Origin of the sequence: Lysobacter sp. Root604 (genome assembly GCF_001427505.1) — a bacterium.
Taxonomy (GTDB): domain Bacteria; phylum Pseudomonadota; class Gammaproteobacteria; order Xanthomonadales; family Xanthomonadaceae; genus Lysobacter.
Genome location: NZ_LMGS01000009.1, coordinates 971,649 through 989,384 on the forward strand (window position 1 = coordinate 971,649; position 17,736 = coordinate 989,384).

The 17,736-nt window shown below is 69.3% G+C and carries 17 protein-coding genes; 2 read left to right on the forward strand and 15 right to left on the reverse strand.

Going from position 1 to position 17,736, the window contains the following annotated elements; translation table 11 throughout:
- The first annotated feature begins 22 nt into the window (after positions 1 to 22).
- Together yedA and rarD are read left to right on the forward strand one after the other, a co-directional pair.
- Complete coding sequence (gene yedA / locus ASD69_RS12535) at positions 23 to 961, forward strand: drug/metabolite exporter YedA (RefSeq protein WP_056178308.1); 939 nt, start codon at positions 23 to 25, stop codon at positions 959 to 961.
- Positions 958 to 1,863, forward strand: a complete 906-nt coding sequence (rarD, locus tag ASD69_RS12540; protein ID WP_056178309.1) for an EamA family transporter RarD — start codon at positions 958 to 960, stop codon at positions 1,861 to 1,863. Before yedA ends, rarD begins: the two co-directional genes overlap by 4 nt.
- Before the next feature lie 40 nt (positions 1,864 to 1,903).
- Here rarD and ASD69_RS12545 read toward each other — a convergent pair whose 3' ends face one another.
- The 15 genes from ASD69_RS12545 to ASD69_RS12615 form a co-directional block, all read right to left on the reverse strand.
- Positions 1,904 to 2,779, reverse strand: a complete 876-nt coding sequence (locus tag ASD69_RS12545) for a hypothetical protein (protein WP_056178311.1) — start codon at positions 2,777 to 2,779, stop codon at positions 1,904 to 1,906.
- Positions 2,780 to 2,943: 164 nt separating this feature from the next.
- Positions 2,944 to 4,251, reverse strand: a complete 1,308-nt coding sequence (locus tag ASD69_RS12550; RefSeq protein ID WP_056178313.1) for an ABC transporter permease — start codon at positions 4,249 to 4,251, stop codon at positions 2,944 to 2,946.
- A gap of 12 nt (positions 4,252 to 4,263) precedes the next feature.
- A complete protein-coding gene (locus tag ASD69_RS12555; protein ID WP_056178315.1) occupies positions 4,264 to 5,421 on the reverse strand; it encodes an FtsX-like permease family protein in 1,158 nt (385 codons plus the stop codon).
- 138 nt (positions 5,422 to 5,559) lie between these two features.
- Complete coding sequence (locus ASD69_RS12560; protein ID WP_056178317.1) at positions 5,560 to 6,249, reverse strand: ABC transporter ATP-binding protein; 690 nt, start codon at positions 6,247 to 6,249, stop codon at positions 5,560 to 5,562.
- 117 nt (positions 6,250 to 6,366) lie between these two features.
- On the reverse strand, positions 6,367 to 7,638 hold the full coding sequence (locus tag ASD69_RS12565) for an efflux RND transporter periplasmic adaptor subunit (RefSeq protein WP_056178319.1): 1,272 nt from the start codon (positions 7,636 to 7,638) through the stop codon (positions 6,367 to 6,369).
- Positions 7,639 to 7,739: 101 nt separating this feature from the next.
- Entirely contained in the window at positions 7,740 to 8,048 is a 309-nt protein-coding gene (locus ASD69_RS12570; protein WP_056178321.1) for a transcriptional regulator, read from the reverse strand.
- Positions 8,045 to 8,614 carry a hypothetical protein gene (locus ASD69_RS12575; RefSeq protein WP_056178324.1) on the reverse strand — a complete coding sequence of 190 codons (570 nt, stop codon included), beginning with the start codon at positions 8,612 to 8,614 and terminating at the stop codon, positions 8,045 to 8,047. The genes ASD69_RS12570 and ASD69_RS12575 overlap by 4 nt, the downstream gene beginning before the upstream one ends.
- Positions 8,615 to 8,729: 115 nt before the next feature.
- Positions 8,730 to 10,604 (reverse strand): Calx-beta domain-containing protein, encoded by a 1,875-nt coding sequence (locus ASD69_RS12580; protein WP_162250650.1) that lies wholly within the window; start codon positions 10,602 to 10,604, stop codon positions 8,730 to 8,732.
- 222 nt (positions 10,605 to 10,826) lie between these two features.
- Positions 10,827 to 12,839 (reverse strand): CshA/CshB family fibrillar adhesin-related protein, encoded by a 2,013-nt coding sequence (locus tag ASD69_RS12585; protein WP_056178328.1) that lies wholly within the window; start codon positions 12,837 to 12,839, stop codon positions 10,827 to 10,829.
- 149 nt (positions 12,840 to 12,988) lie between these two features.
- Positions 12,989 to 14,371 carry a leucyl aminopeptidase family protein gene (locus ASD69_RS12590; protein ID WP_056178331.1) on the reverse strand — a complete coding sequence of 461 codons (1,383 nt, stop codon included), beginning with the start codon at positions 14,369 to 14,371 and terminating at the stop codon, positions 12,989 to 12,991.
- On the reverse strand, positions 14,368 to 15,099 hold the full coding sequence (locus ASD69_RS12595; protein ID WP_056178333.1) for an HAD-IA family hydrolase: 732 nt from the start codon (positions 15,097 to 15,099) through the stop codon (positions 14,368 to 14,370). The genes ASD69_RS12590 and ASD69_RS12595 overlap by 4 nt, the downstream gene beginning before the upstream one ends.
- An 84-nt stretch (positions 15,100 to 15,183) precedes the next feature.
- A complete protein-coding gene (locus ASD69_RS12600; RefSeq protein ID WP_235567230.1) occupies positions 15,184 to 16,209 on the reverse strand; it encodes an AI-2E family transporter in 1,026 nt (341 codons plus the stop codon).
- Between the two features lie 98 nt (positions 16,210 to 16,307).
- Positions 16,308 to 16,712: a hypothetical protein gene (locus ASD69_RS12605; protein WP_056178337.1), complete on the reverse strand. Its 405-nt coding sequence runs from the start codon at positions 16,710 to 16,712 to the stop codon at positions 16,308 to 16,310.
- A gap of 46 nt (positions 16,713 to 16,758) precedes the next feature.
- Positions 16,759 to 17,337, reverse strand: coding sequence for a phage holin family protein (locus tag ASD69_RS22715; RefSeq protein WP_235567206.1), 579 nt, complete (start codon positions 17,335 to 17,337; stop codon positions 16,759 to 16,761).
- Between the two features lie 17 nt (positions 17,338 to 17,354).
- Positions 17,355 to 17,717 carry a hypothetical protein gene (locus tag ASD69_RS12615; RefSeq protein ID WP_056178339.1) on the reverse strand — a complete coding sequence of 121 codons (363 nt, stop codon included), beginning with the start codon at positions 17,715 to 17,717 and terminating at the stop codon, positions 17,355 to 17,357.
- Between the last annotated feature and the right edge of the window lie 19 nt (positions 17,718 to 17,736).

The following is a 17,736-nucleotide window of genomic DNA, read 5'->3' on the forward strand; positions in this document are numbered from 1 at the left end:
CTCCCCTCGGAATCACCACCGCATGAGCGTCGCATCACCCACCGCAGCAAGACTGGCCCCGGGCGCGATAGCGGTCGCGCTGGCCCTGGCCTCGGTCTACATCCTGTGGGGCTCGACTTATCTCGCCATTCGTTTCGCCTTGGAGAGCTACCCGCCCTTCATCCTCGGCGCGCTGCGCATGTTCATCGCCGGGGCGCTGATGTACGCCGTGCTGCGTTGGCGCGGCGCGACGCCGCCCACGCGCAAGCAATGGCGCACGCTATGGGTGCTGTCGATCTGGATGGTGCTGCTGTCCAACGGCCTGGTGAACCTGGCCGAGACCGAGGTCGGTTCCGGCCTGGCCGCGATCGCGGTGGCGTCGATGCCGCTGTTCGCGGGCGTGTTCGCGATGCTGCGCGGCCGGCATCCGTCCAAGATCGAATGGATCGGCCTGGTGATCGGTTTCCTCGGCGTGATCTGGCTCAACGCCGGCAGCGCGCTGTCGGGTTCCACCCTGGGACTGGTCTGCTTGATCGTCGCGCCGATCGCCTGGGCTTGGGGCTCGATCTGGAGCCGCGACCAGGACCTGCCGTCGCCGTTCATGGCCGCCAGCGCGCAGATGCTGACCGGCAGTGTGTGGATGCTGGGCGCGGCCGCGGTCACCGGCGAACGCATGAGCGCGATGCCCAGCGCGGGCGCGACCGGGGCCCTGCTGTACCTGGTGGTGGCCGGTTCGATCTTCGGCTTCACCGCCTACATCTGGCTGCTGCACCACGTGCGTCCGGCGCTGGCCACCAGCTACGCCTACGTCAATCCGCCGATCGCGGTGCTGTTCGGCGCGCTGCTCGCGGGCGAGCGTTTCAGCTCGCACGATCTGGGCGCGATGGCGGTGATCCTGGTCGGCGTGGTCATCATCACCCTGGCCAAGGCGCGCGCCGCGCGCACGCCGGTCGCGCCGGCGCCGAACGAGCCGCCGGCATGAACGCCGCGCAGGCGGAGGGGCGGCGCGGTCTGTGGATCGCGGCCGCCTCGTTCGTGCTGTGGGGGCTGATGCCGCTGTACTGGCACCTGCTCAAGGCAGTGCCCTCGCTGCAGATCGTCGGCCACCGCATCGTCTGGAGCGCGGTCATGGTCGCGGCCTGGCTGTCGTGGAAGCAGGGCGGCGCCTGGCTGCGCGATGTGCTCGCGCAGCCGCGCAAAGCAGCGATGCTGGCGCTCAGCGGCGTGCTGATCGCATTCAACTGGGGCTTGTACATCTGGGCGGTCAACGCCGGCCACGTGATCGAAACCAGCCTGGGCTATTTCATCAATCCCTTGGTCAACGTGGTGCTGGGCGTGGCCCTGCTGCATGAGCGCATGAACCGCGTGCAGTGGCTGTCGGTGGCGATGGCCGCGGCTGGCGTGGGCTGGTTGACCTGGCAGTACGGACAGGCGCCGTGGATCGCGATCGGATTGGCGCTGTCGTTCGCCGCCTACGGATTGATCCGCAAACTGGTCGCGGTGGAAGCGGTGACCGGCCTTGGCATCGAAAGCGTCTATCTGTTCCTGCCCGCGTTGGCGGTGTTGCTGTGGGGCGAAAGCCATGGCCAAGGCGGTTTCCTCGACGGCTGGGGCCTGGGCATCGGCTTGATGCTGGTGCTGGCCGGCGCGCTTACCGCGCTGCCGCTGATCGGCTTCGCCTATGCGGTGCGACGGGTGCCGCTGTCGGTGGTCGGCCTGATGCAGTACATCGCGCCGACCCTGCAGTTCCTGATCGGCGTGCTGGTGCTGCACGAGCCTTTCGACCGCTCGCGCCTGATCGGCTTCGTGTTCATCTGGATCGGTTTGCTGATCTTCGCCGGCGAGGGCGTGTGGCGGTCGCGGCGGCAGGTGCTGCCGGCTTAGCGCACGCGAGTCTGGCCGACGCGGCGTCGGGCGCGTGGGCTCATTCGACGTAGTCGATCAGGAAGTAGCCGGCCACGATCAGCAGCAGATAGGCGACGACGAGACTCCAGGTCAGCGAGCGCCGACGCGCGAGGTCGTCGGCGCGCCAGGACCGCTCGCGACGCAGGCCCTGGACACGTTGGCGCTCGTAGGATGAGGCGCGGCGTTCGCCCGCATCCTGCGATTCGCGCAGGCGTTGCGCGTAGAGCACCGCGTCGCGCCCGGCGGGTACGGCCACGTCGACATGCGCCGCTGCACGGGGCGCGGCCGGGATGGCGCCGCGATCGCGCAGATGCGCGGCGACCTCGTCCAGCGGCATGTCGGGGTTCCAGCCTTCCACGAAGGGCGCCGGATCGGCGCGGCGCAAGGTCACCGCCAGCGTGTAGAGCGTTCGCGCCTCCACGTCGAACAGGCTCAACGGCACCCAGACCAGGCCGTAGTCGGAGCGCGTGGAGCGCATCGGCGGTCTCATCCAGAACGGGGCGCGATAGCGCTCCGGGCGGCGCAGGCACAGCTGCAGGTGGTAGCGCGGCCTCAGCGTGAAGTTCGCCCGCGAGTAGTAGGTGTACAAGTGCAGGCCGACGATGTCGGACCAGGCGATCGCGCCGGTGAACACCGTGCTCAGGCCGTGTTCGTTCAGTGTCAGATGGGGGGCGGGCCGCAGGCTGGCGCGCAGCAGGGGCAGGAACGACAGTCCGATCGACGCGAACACCAGAGCCGGCCAGCCGGTGCGCCAATGGCCTTTCAGCAGTTCGGGTACGAACAGGACCAGCATGGCCAGGATAAGAATCGTGCCGACCAGAAACGGTCCGCGTCGAAACCGGCCGCGCAGCTGTCGGACGCGCAGCGCGTGGGTGAGTTCGCGATCGGCTTCCATGCGCGGCGGTCCCGGGGTGTATCGAGTGGCGCCAGCCTAGCCGATCCTCCCGCCGCCGCCGATACCGGTCCGGCGCAAGCGCCTGCGGAACGGCGAACCTGACCCACAAAAACGAACGAGGCGCCGCGAACGGCGCCTCGTCGTGTCACCCGATGGCGGCGCGCTCAGGCCGCGCGCAAGGCCGTGGTCACCGGCAGTCGCGCCGCGCGCAGGGCCGGGAACAGGCCGCCGACCAGGCCGATGCCCAGCGCCCACTTCAGGCCGCTCCACAGCAGCTCCGGCGAGACTTTGAACTGGAACACCACCTGGCTGAAGTTCGCGCCCAGGGTGGACACCTGATAGCCATTGAAGATCAGCCAGGCCAGGGCCGCGCCGAGTAGGCCGCCCAGCAGCGCCAGCAGCATGGTTTCCAGCATCACCGCGATCACCACCGGAACGCCGCGGAAGCCCAGCGCGCGCAGGGTCGCGATCTCGCGCGCGCGTCCGGCGACGGCGGCGTACATGGTGTTGAGCGCGCCGAACACCGCGCCGATCGCCATGATGGTGCCGATCACCGTGCCCAGGATCTTGATCAGCTTGGTCAGGCCCTCGGATTGCTTGGCGTAGTAATCGTGGGTGGTCTGCACGTCCAGCTTCAGGCGCGGATCGGCGGCCAGCGCGGCCTTGAGCTGCTTGAAGCCGTCCTTGCCGGCCAACTTTACGGTCACCGATTGGAACGCGGTGCGTTGGTAGGTCGAAGCCAGCACTTCGCCGTCCGCCCACAGTTCGGAGTCGTGCGAATCGCCGGCGGCGAAGATGCCGACCACGGTCCAGTTCTGGTTGGCCAGCTCGATCTGTTTGCCGACTTCCAGCCCGCGGAACTGCTTGGCCGCGCCCTGGCCCGCGATCAGTTCGCGCAGGCCCGCGCCGAACTTGCGGCCCTTCACCATCTTGACGTTGGGCCGCAGCGACCAGGCTTCGCTGCCGACGCCGCGCAGCTGCGCATTGGCGTCGCTGCCGTCGCTGACGGTGGGCAGGTTGATCACCTGCGACAGCTCCGGCGAGACCTGGGCGCGGCCGTTGCCGTCCTTGGCGATGCCGGCCAGGGCCGAGATCAGCGGGACCTGGTCGCGGGTGATGACCGAGTTGGTCTCGGCCTGCGAACCGCCGCGCAGGATGATCGCGGTGTCGTCGCTGCCGGTCTGCTTGAGCGTGTTCTGGAAGCCTTCGCCCATCGCCAGCATCGCCACCAGCACGCCGACCACGCCAGCGATGCCGATCACGATCACCGAGGACGCGCCCCAGCGCTGCGGCAGGCTGGAGATGCCCACGCCCGCCACGGCCAGCGTCTGTTGGCCGCGCTTGCTCAGGAACAGCCACAGCAGCAGTGCCGCGACGATGGCGAGCACGGCGTACCAGGGCAGGAACACCCACACGCCGAGAGCGGCGAGCAGCAGAACCACGATTCCGGCATTGATCAGGAACTTAATCATCGTGATTTCTCCTTAGCGGCCGGCCAATGCATCGACGATCTTCAAGCGCATACCGCGCAGCGCCGGCATCAAGCCGACCGCCACGCCGATCGCGATCATGAGCCCAAGTCCGACCAACCAGGTCTGCGGCAGCACGGTCGGCAGCTGGATGATGCCGCCGCTGGCCGCGCTCACGCCCGGCATCAGCAGGGCGGCGATGCCCAGGCCGAGGGTGCCGCCGATCACGATCAGCAGGATCGATTCGGTCAGCACCAGCGCCAGCACGCTGCGGTCGCTGAAGCCGATGGTCTTGAGCACCGCCAGCTCCGGGATGCGCTCGCGCACCGCCTGGGCCATGGTGTTGCCGGTCAGCAGCAGCAGGGTGAAGAACACCGCGCCCATGATCGCGGTCACGATCAGGCCGATGTCGGCGAACTGCTTGGCGAATGACTGGTTGAAGGCCTGTTCGGTCTGGGTCTTGGTCTCGTGGTCGGAGTTCTCCGACAGCGCGTCGATGCCCTTGGCCACGCGCGTGGCCTGGTTCACGTCGCTCAACTTGACCATGTACCAGCCGACCCGGCTTTTGACGTAGTCGTTGGACTCGTCGAAGTATTTCCAGTGGAACAGCAGCTGGTTCTCTTCGCCCTTGCGCTTGCTGTCCTTGATCTCGAAGATCGCGCGCAGCTTGAGCGGCCAGTCGTTGCTGCCCTTGGTCGGGAAGATCGTGGCCTGCAGCGGGATGGTGTCGCCGACCTTCCAGCCGTGGCGCTTGGCCAGCGAGGCGCCGACGATCGCGCCTTGGCGATCGGCCTTCCAGGCTTTGACCTGGTCGGCGGACACCACGTATTCCGGATACAGGTCGAGGTAGTCGGGGCTGACCGAGAAGTTCGGGAAGAAGTTCTTCGGATCCTGATAGATGCCGCCGAACCAGGCCGCGTAGGCGACCTTCTTCACCCCCGGCTGGGACTCGATCTGGGTGAGCAGGTTGTAGGGCAGCATCTGCGTGATCGACAGGCGCGACGCCACGACCAGGCGGTCGGCGCCGGCGACGCTGCCGCCGGAGTTGAAGGCGACGCGGACCGAGTCGAGCATGCCGAACAGCAGGAACGCGGCCACCACCGACAACAGGGTCAGCAGGGTGCGGGTCTTGCTGCGGAACAATGCGGCCCAGATCAGGTGCAGGTATTTCATGTCTGCTTTCCTTTAGGTGTTTCCTTCTCCGCGCGGGAGAAGTGGCTCAAGGAGCGGATGAGATCCGGTGCGAGGCGCGGGCCGCGCTGCGCGCCGGCCGTCGACCTGTCCCTCTCGAACGGAGAGGGCGCGCGGATCTCAATGCGCGCCGCCGTCGGCCGCGAGGGTGCCCTTGTCGAGATGGATCGTGCGGCGCGCGTGATCGGCGGCCTTGGGATCGTGGGTGACCATGACGATGGTCTTGCCGTGGTCGCGATTGAGCGATTGCAGCAGGGCCAGGATCTCCTCGGCCGCCTGACGGTCGAGGTCGCCGGTGGGTTCGTCGCAAATCAGCAGGGTCGGGTCGGACACGATCGCGCGCGCGATCGCCACGCGCTGCTGCTGGCCGCCGGACAATTCGTTCGGGCGGTGCTTGCCGCGTTCGGCCAGGCCGACCAGCTGCAGTGCGATTTCGGCGTTGCGCTTGCGCTGGGCGGCGTTGAGCTTGGTCAGCAGCAAGGGCAGCTCGACGTTCTTCTGCGCGGTCAGGGTGGGCATCAGGTTGTAGAACTGGAACACGAAGCCGACGTTGTTGCTGCGCCACTGCGAGAGCTGGCCGGCGCTCATGCGGTCGATGCGCTGGTTGTCGATTTCGATCTCGCCGTCGCTGGGGTTGTCCAGGCCGCCGATCAGATTGAGCAGGGTGGTCTTGCCCGAACCCGACGGACCCATCAGCGCGACGAAGTCGCCCTTGGGGATGTCGAGGTTGATGCCATGCAGCACTTCGACCTTTTCGGGGCCGCGCTGATAGGTCTTCTTGAGGTTGCGGATCGAAACCAGCGTATCCATCTTGGACTTCCTCGCAATTGTGAAACCGGGATTCGGGAGTCGGGATTGGGGATTCGCAAAGGCGGCATCGGCTTCAACCCATCCCGAACCCCGAATCTCGAATCCGCGCTTTAAACCTTATTCGCTGCTTGAGGCGGAATCGTCACCGGCGGACTCCACGGCCACGCGCACGCGCGCGCCGTCTTTCAAATCGTCCGGCGGGCTCAGCACCACGATCTCGCCGCCGGCCACGCCCTGGGTGACCTCGCGGTCGTCGCCCAGGCTGCGGCCGAGCTTGAGCGCGCGCTGCCGGACCTTGTCTTCTTCGACCACGAAGGCGACGTCGCCGCCGTCGCGCTGCACGATCGCGGCGCTCGGCACCAGCACGCCGGGCTTGGGTTGATTGGCCGCGACCGGCTTGGCCGCTTCCAGGAAGCTCACGCGCACGCCCATGTCAGGCACGATGCGCGGGTCCTTGGTCTTCAGCGCGATGCGCACCTTGACCGTGGCCTTGCCGCGGTCGGCGGCCGGAATGATCGCGATCACCTCGGCTGGGATCTTCCAGTCCTGATAGGCGTTGAGCGTGGCCTCGACCGGCATCTTCGGCTGCACGCGGCCGATGAAGGCCTCGCCGACGTCGACTTCGACTTCCAGCGAGTCCATGTCGACGATGGTGCCGATGCCGGTGCGGGTGAAACCGCCGCCGGCCGACAGCGGCGACACGATCTCGCCCGGCTGCGCCGCCTTGGCGGTGACCACGCCGGCGAACGGCGCGCGCACCACGGTGTTGTCCACGCCCAGGTCGGCGATGCGCAGGCGGCCGCCGGCGACCTTGGCGTTGCGCTGCGCGGTCATCAGTTGCGCGCGCAGCGAATCGCGCTGCGCCACGGCCTGATCGTATTGCGAGCGCGACACCAACTGCTGCTTGACCAGGGTGGACAGGCGGGTGGCGTTGATCTCGGCTTCCTTGAGCTGGGCCTGCACGCGCACGGTGTCGCTCTGCGCGGCGCCGAGTTGCGCATCGGCCAGCGAGCGTTCGGCGTCGGCGTCGATCGGGTCCAGCGTGGCCATGATCTGGCCGGCTTCGACGCGTTGGCCTTCCTCGATCATCACCTCGCGCACCTTGCCGGTGATCTTGGCCGAGACCGTGGCCATGCGGCGCGCGACCACGTAGCCGGTGGCGTCCAGCACCGAGGTGCTGCCGCCGCCGTTGCCGATCGCCACCGCGGTGGCGGTTTTGACTTCCGGCGCGTTGCCGCGGCCGAACACCGCCCAGCCGGCGACGCCCAGCACCGCGATCAGGCCGACCGCGCCCAGCGCGATCCACAGCCCGCGTCCTGAGCCGGACGGCGGCGGCGGAGCGCTGCGGTCGATGCGGAGTTCCTTGAGCAGATCGGCAGAGGTCGACATATCCCAACCAGACGAAAAAGTTTGCCTAGTGTGACCCTAGGCTGTTCGAGCGCCAACCTGCCGGAAGTCAGAATCTGTCAGCAGACGGGCGCCGCGGCGCTCTAGGTCGCGGTGCTGCCGGCGGCGGCGATCATCGACTGCAGCGCCCCCAGGTGACGTTCCAGCGCGGCGCGGCCGGCCGCGGTCATGCGGTACCAGGTCACGGGTTTGCGTTCGACGAAGTCGCGGCGCAAGGCGAGATAGCCGGCCTCCTCCAGGCGCCGCAGCTGCGCGCCGAGGTTGCCGTCGGTGAGCTGCAGCTGCTGCTTGAAGGCGGCGAAGCTGATCTCGTCGTGGCGCATCAGCAATACCGCGATCGCCAAGCGCACGCGGTGCTCGAATTCGGGATCGAGAGCCGCGAGCGCCTTCATCGCGGCGCTCCGCTCCCGCGCCGCATCGCCGACAGACCGGCCCAGGTCAGCGCCGCCGCGGTGGCGACGCCGGCGAAAGTCCAGGCATAGGGCGGCGAGAACAGCATCATCGCGGCGTAGGCGACGTACATGATCAATCCGCTCCACAGGATCGGACGATCCAGATGCACGCCCGCCAGCGCATAGGCGGTGCCGCCGATCAGCAGGAAGTTGGCGACGCCGGCATGGATCTCGACGCGGCCCAGGGCGATCGGCAGCCCGGTCAGCAGAAACGCCACGCCGGCCACCAGCCAGTGATAGCCGTAGCGCCTCCCGCTTTCCTTGTCGATCACGCCGTTGCGGCGGCCGTGGCGCATCCCCAGCCAGACGCTGAGCAGGCCGCCGCCGATGCCGGCGAAGAACCAGTAGGGCGCGGCGATCCGCGGCGCCCAGTCCGGCAGGCAGAAGCCGATCAGCACCAGCAGCGCCCACAGGAAATAGATCGCTGGCACGCCGGGCGGACGCTCGTGGTGGCGCACGGCGCGGGCGACGTAGTCCAGGTTGCTCTGCAGCTCGTCTTGGGTCATGGCGGCGGGGCCAGTGGGCAGGTGATTGCAAAGTACTCTGAAATTCAGAGTAAAGCAACCGAGGCCAACGCCGCTGGAGAGGAGCGTCGGCGCAGGCCCGAATGCGGGCTCAGTATCAGTAGGCGTTGGCGTTCGGACTGAAACGCACGTTGACGGTCACGTCCACGCAGGCGTTGACCGGCAGGTTCACTCCCGCGATCGCCACCGAGGTGTCGCCCAGGTTGCCGCCGGTGGCCGGGCAGCTGCCGCCGCCCGAGCCCACGCAGGCCCACGGCCCGGTCAGGGTCACGCCGCTGGGCAGCGGATCGCTGATGGTGGCGCCGTTGGCGCCGTCGGGCCCGGTCGGGTTGCAGGCCTGGATCGTGTACGTGGCGATATCGCCGGGCGTGTAGGTGGTGACGTTGCCGGGCTGGGTCTTGGTGATGGTGAGATCGGCGCACATCGGATCGACCGTGGCGCTGGCGCTGTTGTTGGCGCTGCCGCCCGGCACGGGAGTGGTGAAACCTGCCTGTGCCGCCACGCCTTCGCCCAGCGGCGCATTGGTCGCGATCGAGGCGTTGTTGGTGATCACGGCGCATTGGGCTGCGCCCAGGGTCGCGTTGATGGTGTAGGTAACCGTGCCGCCCGCGACGCCGCCGGTGCCGGCCGGCAGGGTCGCGCTGCCGGAGATCGCGCCGCTGCCGCTGGCGGCCGAGCACACGCCGCCGTTGCTGCCCGCGCAGGTCCAACTGGTGAAGGTCAGGCCCGCCGGCACGGCATCGGTGATCGTCGCGATCGCATCGTGCGCGGTGGTATCGCCGACCGTGGGCTTGGCGGTGTTGTTGGTGTAAGCGACGGTGAATTGGGTGGTGCCGCCCGCCGGCGGGGTGGCGTTGCCGCTGTTGGTCTTGGTGGTGCGCAGGTCGACGTCGTTGTCGAGGATGGTGAGCGTGGCGGTGTTCTGCACCGTGGCGCTGCCGCAGGAGGTGGTCGAGGCCAGGGTGTAGGCGGCGGCGTTGGGCAGCACCTGCACCAGCACGGTCTCGTTGTTCTCTATCACGCCGTCGTCGATGATGGTGATCGGGATCGGGAAGCGGTTGTCGTCGTAGGTGCCGGCGGGAATCGTCACGTTCACGTTGCCGCCGTTGATGAGGTAATCGCCGCCCGCGGTCGCGGTGCCGCCGGTGACGTTGACCAGCACGGTGATGCCGCCGGCCGGCACGGTGCCGGTGATGCGGATGGTCGGCAGCGAGGGCACGGCCTGGGCTTCGCGGGTGGTGTAGCTGACCGGATCGAATTCCAGATACGGGCGCAGGGTGACCTGGATGTCGTCGAGGAAGTTGCCCGCGGCGCCGCCGCCGACGGCCTGGAAGCCGAAGTTGTGGTTACCGCTGGTGCCGTTCCAGTTGAAGCTGCCCGAGTAGTCGGCCCAGCCGTTGCCGCCGGCGGCCACGGTGCAGCTGATGTTGTCGACGTTGCCGCTGTCCACGCAGACCGGAATGCCGCCGGCCACAGTCGTGCTCGACAGCACCGCGACCGTGTTGGCCGTGCTGTCGATGTTGAAGTTCATGACGTCGGGCGTGATGTTGCTGTTGCGGCCGCGGTGGCTGAGCCGCCAATCCACGCGCTCGCCATTGGTGAGGCAGATGGTCTGCGACAGGCGCGAGGGGGTGTAGGCGTTGAGCTCGGCGTGCTGGTCGCCGGCGCGCGGCGGCACGCTGCTGAAGGCGGGGCCGCGCCAGATCTCGACCGGGCCGTTGATGCTGGCGCCGTTGGTGACGCCGGCCAGGGAGCAACTGCCGGTGGCGAGATTGCTGGGGTGATCGGTGGCCCAGCCCGGAACCAGGCCGACCGGCAGGATCAGGAAGCAGTTGCTGCCGGTCAGCGCCGGCTGCTCGAACCCCAGATTGACGAAGGTGCGCTGGACCTGCGCGCTGGCGTCGGGTGCGAACACCGCCGCGGCCACGGCCAAGCCCAATGCGCCGAGCCGGCGCGTTGCGTGATCCAGCATTCCCCTTCCTCCTTGAGCCCGGCGCCAAGGCGCTGGTGCCGGCATGCGAATCTGCAGCGGCCGTCGTCAGCCCCGGTGCGCGGGGCGCTCTCGGGGATTACGCGGCTGCGGCCACGGCACGGCCATCCACGGCCGCCGTTCCGTAGCGTACTGCCTCAACGCAATTTACGCATTTCTTGTTCAAGGGAAGTGGTGGAGCGCGTGTAAACCGTGCCTGGGTGCTCAGTAATCGCTCGCGTTCGGGCTGAAGCGCACCGGCACGCTGACCGTCACGCAGGCGCCGACCGGCAGGTTGACCCCGGCCACGTTCACCGCGCTGTCGTTGACCGCGCCGCCGCCGGCCGGACAGGCCCCGCCGCCGCTGCCGCTGCAGCTCCAGGGCCCGGTCAGGCGCACGCCGCTGGGCAGCGGATCGCTGATGCTGGCGCCGCTGGCGGCGTCCGGGCCGGCGTTGTTGCAGGCCTGCAGGGTGTAGGTGCTGCTGGCGCCCGGGGTGAACGCGGTGGCGCCGCCGACTTCGGACTTGCTGATCGCCAGGTCGGTGACGATCGGGCGGTTGTTGTAGGTGCAGGTGATGTCGGCGCGCGCGCGCAACGCGCTGCTCGGCACGGTCAGCACCGCGCCGGCGAGGCTGCCGAAGCTGGCCGGGTTGCCGGTGACCGCGGCATTGGCGTCGCTGCAGCTGGCGCCGGTCAGCAGCCAGCCGGCCGGCACGGTCTCGGTGATGGTGACCGCGCTCGCGGTCGAGCTGACGTTGGCGGTGGCCGAGGTCGCCAGCGTCGCCGACGCGGTGGTGGTCACCGAGAACGCCGCGCTGCCCAGGTTGGTCGCGGTGAAGTTGAAGGTGCCCGTGCGGGTCTGACTGATTTTGCCCACGCGCACGGTGGGGATCAGCGCCGGCAGGACGATGCGGTAGTCCTCGACTTCGCCGTCGGTCGACACGCCGGTGGGGTCGGCGACCGCGGCCAGGGTCGGTGCCAGGCGCAGGCGCAGATAGCTGGTGGTCTGGGCGACGTAGCCACTGGGCAGGGTCCAGGTCAGGGTGACCGTGTTGCTGCCGGCCGCGCAGGTCGCGGCATTGGAGGCTTCGCCGGCGTCGAAGCTGCCGTTGCCGTTGAAGTCGATCCAGCCGCGCACGCGCGCCGGGCCGACGCAGGCGACGTTGGCGATGCTGTAGGTGCCGCCCGGCAAGGCATTGGGCGCGGCCACGTTGGCGTAGCCCGCGCCCAGCGGGCCGGTGGTCTTGGGCAGGGCATCGACGTCGCTGCCGCCGATCGCGCCGGTGGCGTCGGCGTCGGGCTGCACGGTCGCGCCCAGGCGCGCGCTGTAGATCAGGGTCGCCAGGTTGGCCGGGTTGTTGAAGTTGACGCCGTTGCTGGCGACGCCGCCGGTCCAGGCCGAATTGAGCACGTGCGCGGCGATGCCGTAGCTGGCCGGGATCGCCTCGGAGAATTCCAGTTCCAGCACCGCGCCCACCGCGACCGCCGAGATGCCGCCGCCGCGCGCGATCACGCGCGCGCCGGTGGCGCCGTCGACGAAGCCGACCAGCGACGGGCCGCCGCGCAGGCTGGCGGTAGCGTTGCTTTCGCAACTGGCTTGCGGCGCGGTCGGGCCGTTGAAGCGCACTTCCTGCGGGGTGCCGGCGATCACGTTGACCGTGCTGGCGCTGCCGCATTGCGAGATCTGGTCGATCACGCGCAGGGTGCCGCCGTTGGTCAGGCGCGCGGCTACGTACTCGTTGCCGCCGCTGGCTTCGGCGTCGGCGAACACCAGGCCGGTCAGCGCGAAGGGGGCGCCGCCCAGGGTCGCCGAACAGTTGAAGTTGAACTCGACCGTGGCGCTGTTGTTGACGCGCAGGCCCACCGACAAGGTGTTGGGATTGGCGCCGGTGCCGGGCTGGTTGCCGCCGATGTTGTACAGCTCGTCCAGGCCGTCGCCCTGCCAACTGCCGGGCGTGTACACGAACAGGCCCGGGGTGCCGGCGGTCGTGGTCGCGTTGGAGAGGGCGCAGGTGATGTCGAGCCGATTGGCCGCGGTCGCCGGCGAGCCGATGTTGAAGCCGCGGGTGATGGTGGCGCCGTTGTAGACGTCCTGGCCGTTGTTGCCCCAGTCGACCCAGAAGATGCGCGAGCGGTGCAGGCCGCTGCCGCCGCTGGCGAACTGGGCGTGGGCGTAATGCGGGAGCAGCGCGGCGCAGGCCAGCGCCAGCGTGGTAGCCAGGCGTATCGCGTTCAAGAGGGTCCCCGATGGATGCGGACGGACCCTAAAGCGCCTCGGCGGGCGGTTAAGCCGGCTTAGCGCTTAGTGACGCTGGTCACAAGGCCCGTTCAGGTTCGCACTGTAACGGGTATTTTGTGTGCCTGAAAGCGTTTTTACTGTGCCAGTTATGTGCCAGGTTGGGCGTAGCCCTTGAGCAGCGCATAGGCCGCGCGCAAACCCTGCGCCTCGCCGCCGGCGGGCCGGCCGGCGCGATCGGCGTCGTTCCAGCTGTATACGTCCAGGTGCGCCCAGGGCAGGGCGGCCGGCACGAAGCGCTCCAGATACAGCGCCGCGGTGACCGAGCCGGCCATCTTCGAGGGCCCGCCGTTGGCGATGTCGGCGATCGCGCTGGTGAGGTAGCGCAGGTAGGGGCGCCACAGCGGCATGCGCCACAGCGGGTCGCGCTGCTGTTGGGCGGCGTCGAGCCAGCGCTGGGCCAGGGCGTCGTTGTTGCTGTAGAGCGCGGGCAGGTCCGGGCCCAGCGCGATCCGCGCCGCGCCGGTCAGGGTGGCGAAGTCCAGCACCAGCGCAGGCGACAGTTCGCCGGCGTGGGTCAGCGCGTCGCACAGCACCACCCGGCCTTCGGCGTCGGTGTTGTCGATCTCCACGCTGATGCCCTGGCGGGTGGCGATGACTTCGCCCGGGCGGAACGCGTCCGGGCCGATCGCGTTCTCCACCGCCGGCACCAACAGAGTGATGCGCAGCGGCAGCTTGCGCGCCATCACCAGCTCGGCCAGGGCGATCGCGTGCGCGGCGCCGCCCATGTCCTTCTTCATGTTGCGCATGCCGTCGGCCGGCTTGAGGTCGAGACCGCCGGTGTCGAAGCACACGCCCTTGCCGACCAGGGCGATGTGCGGATGCGACGCGTCGCCCCAGCTCAAGCGGATCAGGCGAGGCGCGCGGTGCGAAGCGCGCCCGACCGCGTGGATCGCGGGGAAGTTCTGGCTGAGCAGCTCGTCGCCGACCACTGCGTCGATCTTGGCGCCGTGGCGCTGCGCGATCTCGCGCGCGATCGCTTCCAACTGCTCCGGGCCCATGTGCTCGGTCGGGGTGTTGATCAGATCGCGCACGCGCAGGCAGGCGGCGATCAGTGCGTCGGTTTCGCCGTCGGCCTGCTCGACCAGCAACTGCGCCGGCGCGCGCGGCGGCTGCTTGTAGCGGCTGAAGCGGTAGCTGCCCAAGCCCCAGCCCAGGCGCAGCGCGGCCAGGGTGGCGGCGTCGTGCGCGCCGGCGACGCGCCAAGCCTGCGCCGGCAAGCCGAACGGCGCGTGGCCGTAGGAATACGGATCCAGCGCATCGCCGATGCCCAGCACCGCGCCGCCCAGGCCACCGTCGGCGCCCGGCAGGACGAGCAAGGTGCCGGCCGCGGCTTCGTAGCCCTGCGCCGTCACCCAGGCCGCGCTGCCCGCCGGCAGGGTCGCGCGCCAGGCGGCGAAGTCGGCGCGCGTCACCAGATGCAGCGGCAGCGCATCGGCGGCGGAATCGGTAAAACCCAGGGGCAGGTTCATGCGGCGGCGGTATCCGGAGTCTGGGCCGCGTCCAGCCAATCGGCGAGCGCGGCGAGGGTGTCGAATTCGAGGTCGGGGCGCAGGCCGGCGTGCGGCCATTCGCGCCGTTGTCCGGCGTCGTCGACGCGGTTGATCCAGCAACTGCGCAGTCCGGCGCGATGCGCGCCGACCACGTCCATTTCGATGTCGTCGCCCACGTGCAGCACGGCCTGCGGTTCGCAATCCAGGCGCGCGCAGGCGGCGTGGAAGATGCTCGCCGCCGGCTTGGCTTCGCCGTGTTCGCGCGCGCCCAGCTGGAAGCGGAACAGATGCATCAGGCCGATCCGCTGCAGGTCGGCGTTGCCGTTGCTGAGCGCGGCCAGCGGCACGCGCGCGGCCAGGCGTTCCAGCGCGTCCACCGAATCGTCGTAATGCTCCACCTCGCAGCGCGCGTTGAAGAACACCTCGAACGCGGGCGCGACCAGGCCCAGGTCGTCGCCGGAATCGCGCAGCATGCGTTCCAGGGTGAGTTTGCGCTGATGGGTGAAGTCGTGCGCCAGGTGCGGATGCTCGGCGGCGATCTGGTCGCGCAGGCGGCGCATGGCCTCGGCCGGCCAACGCTGCGCGGTGCGCGGCGCATGCTCGCGCAGCCATTCGCCCAGCGCGCGTTCGGCGCGGATCATGACCGGAGCGATCGGCCAGAGGGTGTCGTCTAGGTCGAGGGTGATGGCGCGGACGGGGAAAGTCATCGCACTATTTTAGCGCGTAAAGCCCACGCTACCGCGGCATTCCCGCGCGAAACGCCTAGGGGTTTTCACTCAGGCGGCGGGGCCTCACTCCAGCAGCTTGGACCACTTCTCCAAACCCTCGATCCGCGCCAGCACCAACTTCACGCAGACCAGCATCGGCACGGCCAGCAGCAGGCCGACGATGCCCCACAGCCAGCCGAAGAACATCAGCGCCAGGATCAGGATCAGCGGCGACAGCCGCATGCGCCGGCCCAGCACGATCGGGGTCACGATCTGGCCCTCGATGGTGTGCAGCAGCAGGTAGAGGCCGGCCGGCAGCAGCGCGCGCCAGGCCTCGTCGAAGGCGACGAAGCCCATCAGCAGCATGGTCACCATGCCGATCAGCGGGCCCACATAGGGCGCGAAGTTGAGGATCGCGGCCATCGTGCCCCACAGCAGCGCCTCCGGCAGCGGCACGCCCAGCCAGAACAGCGTGCCGGCCAGGGCCAGGCCCAGCGCGGTATTGATCACGCTGATGGTGAGCACGTAGCGCGAAATCTCGCGCTCGATCGATTGCAGGATGTCGACGGTGATCTTGCGTTCGCGCAGGCCGGGCAGCAGGCCGATCGCGTTGCGTTGCAGGCTTTCGCCGTAGACCATGAAGAAGAACGTCAGCAGCACCACCGCCAGCACCGAGGCCACGTACTTGGGCGTGGAGGTCAGCGATTTGTAGGGGTCGTTGAGCTCGGTCTTGACCACCTGCACCGGCTTGGCCGTGCTCTCGCCGCCGGCGGCGCGCGCGATGTTCTGCGCGGCGCGGTTGGCTTCCTGCATCGGCTTGGTCATCTCGCGCAGCTTGGGCGCGAGCTGCTTCATCTCGCGCGGCACCTGCCGCACCCATTCGCCGGCCGGTTCGATCAACTGGTTGGCCAGCAGCCCGGCCGCCGCCAGCCCGCCGATCAGCACCAGCAGGGCCGCGGCGAAGCGCGGCAGCCACAGCTTGCGCAGGCCGCGGATGATGGGGTTGCCGATCAGGGCGAAGAAGGCCGCCAACAGCACCGGCAGGATCAGCGCCTGCGCCGCCCACAGGGTCGCGCCCACCGCCAGCGCCGCCAGCACCACCACCGACACGGGCGCGCGTGGGCGCGGCGGCGTCGGGGTCTGCGCTTCGTCGTCGGCCGGCGCGGGCGCGTCGGGTGAGGCGGTGGATTCGTGCTCGGCGGACGCGTTCAAAAGTCGATGGGATCGGCGGCGGAACGCACAGCTTGCACGGTCGCTTCGGCGCGCGCCACGACCGCGTCCTCGCCTTCCTCGACCGCCGCCGCGACGGTCTCGGTGTTGTCGGCCGCGCGCTCGGCCTGGCTCGCGGCGACGCCGGCGCTGCCGCCGGCGAACAGGCTGGACAGCATCGACACCATCTGCATCATGCCGCCGCTCTTGGCCGCCACCCGCAGCGGTTCGGCGCGACCGACCGCGAAGCCGCTGACCAGGCCGGCGATCACGATGCGTCCGGGTGTCCAGGCTTCGCGCCAGGAATGCTGGACCTGGCGCAGGTTCGCCACCAATCGGCGCTCCTGCGCTTCGACCACGTCTTCGGCCTGGTGCACTTTGGCGATCAGCTGTTCGAAACTCACGGGCGTCGGGCCTCGCAATGCGATGGATCGGAAAACCTGAGTGCGATCAAGGCGGCGTCAGGTCGACGCCGCGTTCGTCCTTGCCGGCGCCGGGGCCTTCCGGCGGCCAGCGCCGCGCGGCTTCGCGCGCCGATTCCGGCGAGCCCGGCGTGGGCGTGACGTCGGCCAACTCGCCGATGCCCAGCCGCGCCAGCTGCCGACGCGTGGCCTGCATGCGGGTGTGCTCGAAATAGCGCACCGCCTGCCAGCCCGCCCAGGCCGTTACCGCCAGACTCAGCAGTGCGGTCAACAGCAGCGCCAGCGACCACGGCACGCCCAGGGTGCGGCTCAGGAACACGATCAAGGTCGCCATCAGCAGCAACCAGGCCGAACCGCCGAACGCGATCGCCACGCCCATCAGCGCCAGCGCCCGTCCCAGCGCGCTGCGCGCCAGCGAGATATCCGCCGCGACCAGACTGCGCAAGGCCTTGGCGGTATCGCCGGCCGCGCCCAATCCGGCGCGACCGGTGTCGCCGAGCTGGCGCAGCGATTCCAGCAGATCCGGCGCGGCCTGGGCCGCGGCGTCCTCCTCGCCCGCGCCCGCGTCGCCGCCGCCAGGCGGCTGCGGCGGGCGCTCGTCCCCCATGGCCTGCATGCCTGGCCTTACTTGTCGCTGCCGCGGGCGAGCTTGGCGATGATGAAGCCGGCCGCGAAGGCCACGCCGAACGAGGCCAGCGGACGCTCGCGCACCAGCTCGGCCGCGCTTTCGATCAGATCGCGGCCCTTGTCCATCAGCACATCGACCTGCTCGCGCGCGGCGCCGCCCGCATGCTCGGCCGCGGCGATGCCGGCCAGCGCGCCGTCGGCCAGGTCGGCCTTGACGTTGGCCTTGCCGATCTTCAGTTCGTCGCCCGCCGCGCCGGCGGCGCCGCGGATCGCCACGCCGGCGTCGGCCGCGGCTTGTTTGAGGTGCGATCCGGCTTCACCGAGGTTGGCCTTCATGGCGTCGGTCGAGGTAGGGCTCATTGCATTCTCCTGGGAAAAG

What these genes read in the sequence shown, in the direction of transcription:
- yedA (WP_056178308.1), top strand. Translation starts at nt 23, where the DNA reads ATGAGCGTCGCATCACCCACCGCAGCAAGACTGGCCCCGGGCGCGATA.
- rarD (WP_056178309.1), top strand. Translation starts at nt 958, where the DNA reads ATGAACGCCGCGCAGGCGGAGGGGCGGCGCGGTCTGTGGATCGCGGCC.
- ASD69_RS12545 (WP_056178311.1), bottom strand. Translation starts at nt 2,779, where the DNA reads ATGGAAGCCGATCGCGAACTCACCCACGCGCTGCGCGTCCGACAGCTG.
- ASD69_RS12550 (WP_056178313.1), bottom strand. Translation starts at nt 4,251, where the DNA reads ATGATTAAGTTCCTGATCAATGCCGGAATCGTGGTTCTGCTGCTCGCC.
- ASD69_RS12555 (WP_056178315.1), bottom strand. Translation starts at nt 5,421, where the DNA reads ATGAAATACCTGCACCTGATCTGGGCCGCATTGTTCCGCAGCAAGACC.
- ASD69_RS12560 (WP_056178317.1), bottom strand. Translation starts at nt 6,249, where the DNA reads ATGGATACGCTGGTTTCGATCCGCAACCTCAAGAAGACCTATCAGCGC.
- ASD69_RS12565 (WP_056178319.1), bottom strand. Translation starts at nt 7,638, where the DNA reads ATGTCGACCTCTGCCGATCTGCTCAAGGAACTCCGCATCGACCGCAGC.
- ASD69_RS12570 (WP_056178321.1), bottom strand. Translation starts at nt 8,048, where the DNA reads ATGAAGGCGCTCGCGGCTCTCGATCCCGAATTCGAGCACCGCGTGCGC.
- ASD69_RS12575 (WP_056178324.1), bottom strand. Translation starts at nt 8,614, where the DNA reads ATGACCCAAGACGAGCTGCAGAGCAACCTGGACTACGTCGCCCGCGCC.
- ASD69_RS12580 (WP_162250650.1), bottom strand. Translation starts at nt 10,604, where the DNA reads ATGCTGGATCACGCAACGCGCCGGCTCGGCGCATTGGGCTTGGCCGTG.
- ASD69_RS12590 (WP_056178331.1), bottom strand. Translation starts at nt 14,371, where the DNA reads ATGAACCTGCCCCTGGGTTTTACCGATTCCGCCGCCGATGCGCTGCCG.
- ASD69_RS12595 (WP_056178333.1), bottom strand. Translation starts at nt 15,099, where the DNA reads ATGACTTTCCCCGTCCGCGCCATCACCCTCGACCTAGACGACACCCTC.
- ASD69_RS22715 (WP_235567206.1), bottom strand. Translation starts at nt 17,337, where the DNA reads ATGGGGGACGAGCGCCCGCCGCAGCCGCCTGGCGGCGGCGACGCGGGC.
- ASD69_RS12615 (WP_056178339.1), bottom strand. Translation starts at nt 17,717, where the DNA reads ATGAGCCCTACCTCGACCGACGCCATGAAGGCCAACCTCGGTGAAGCC.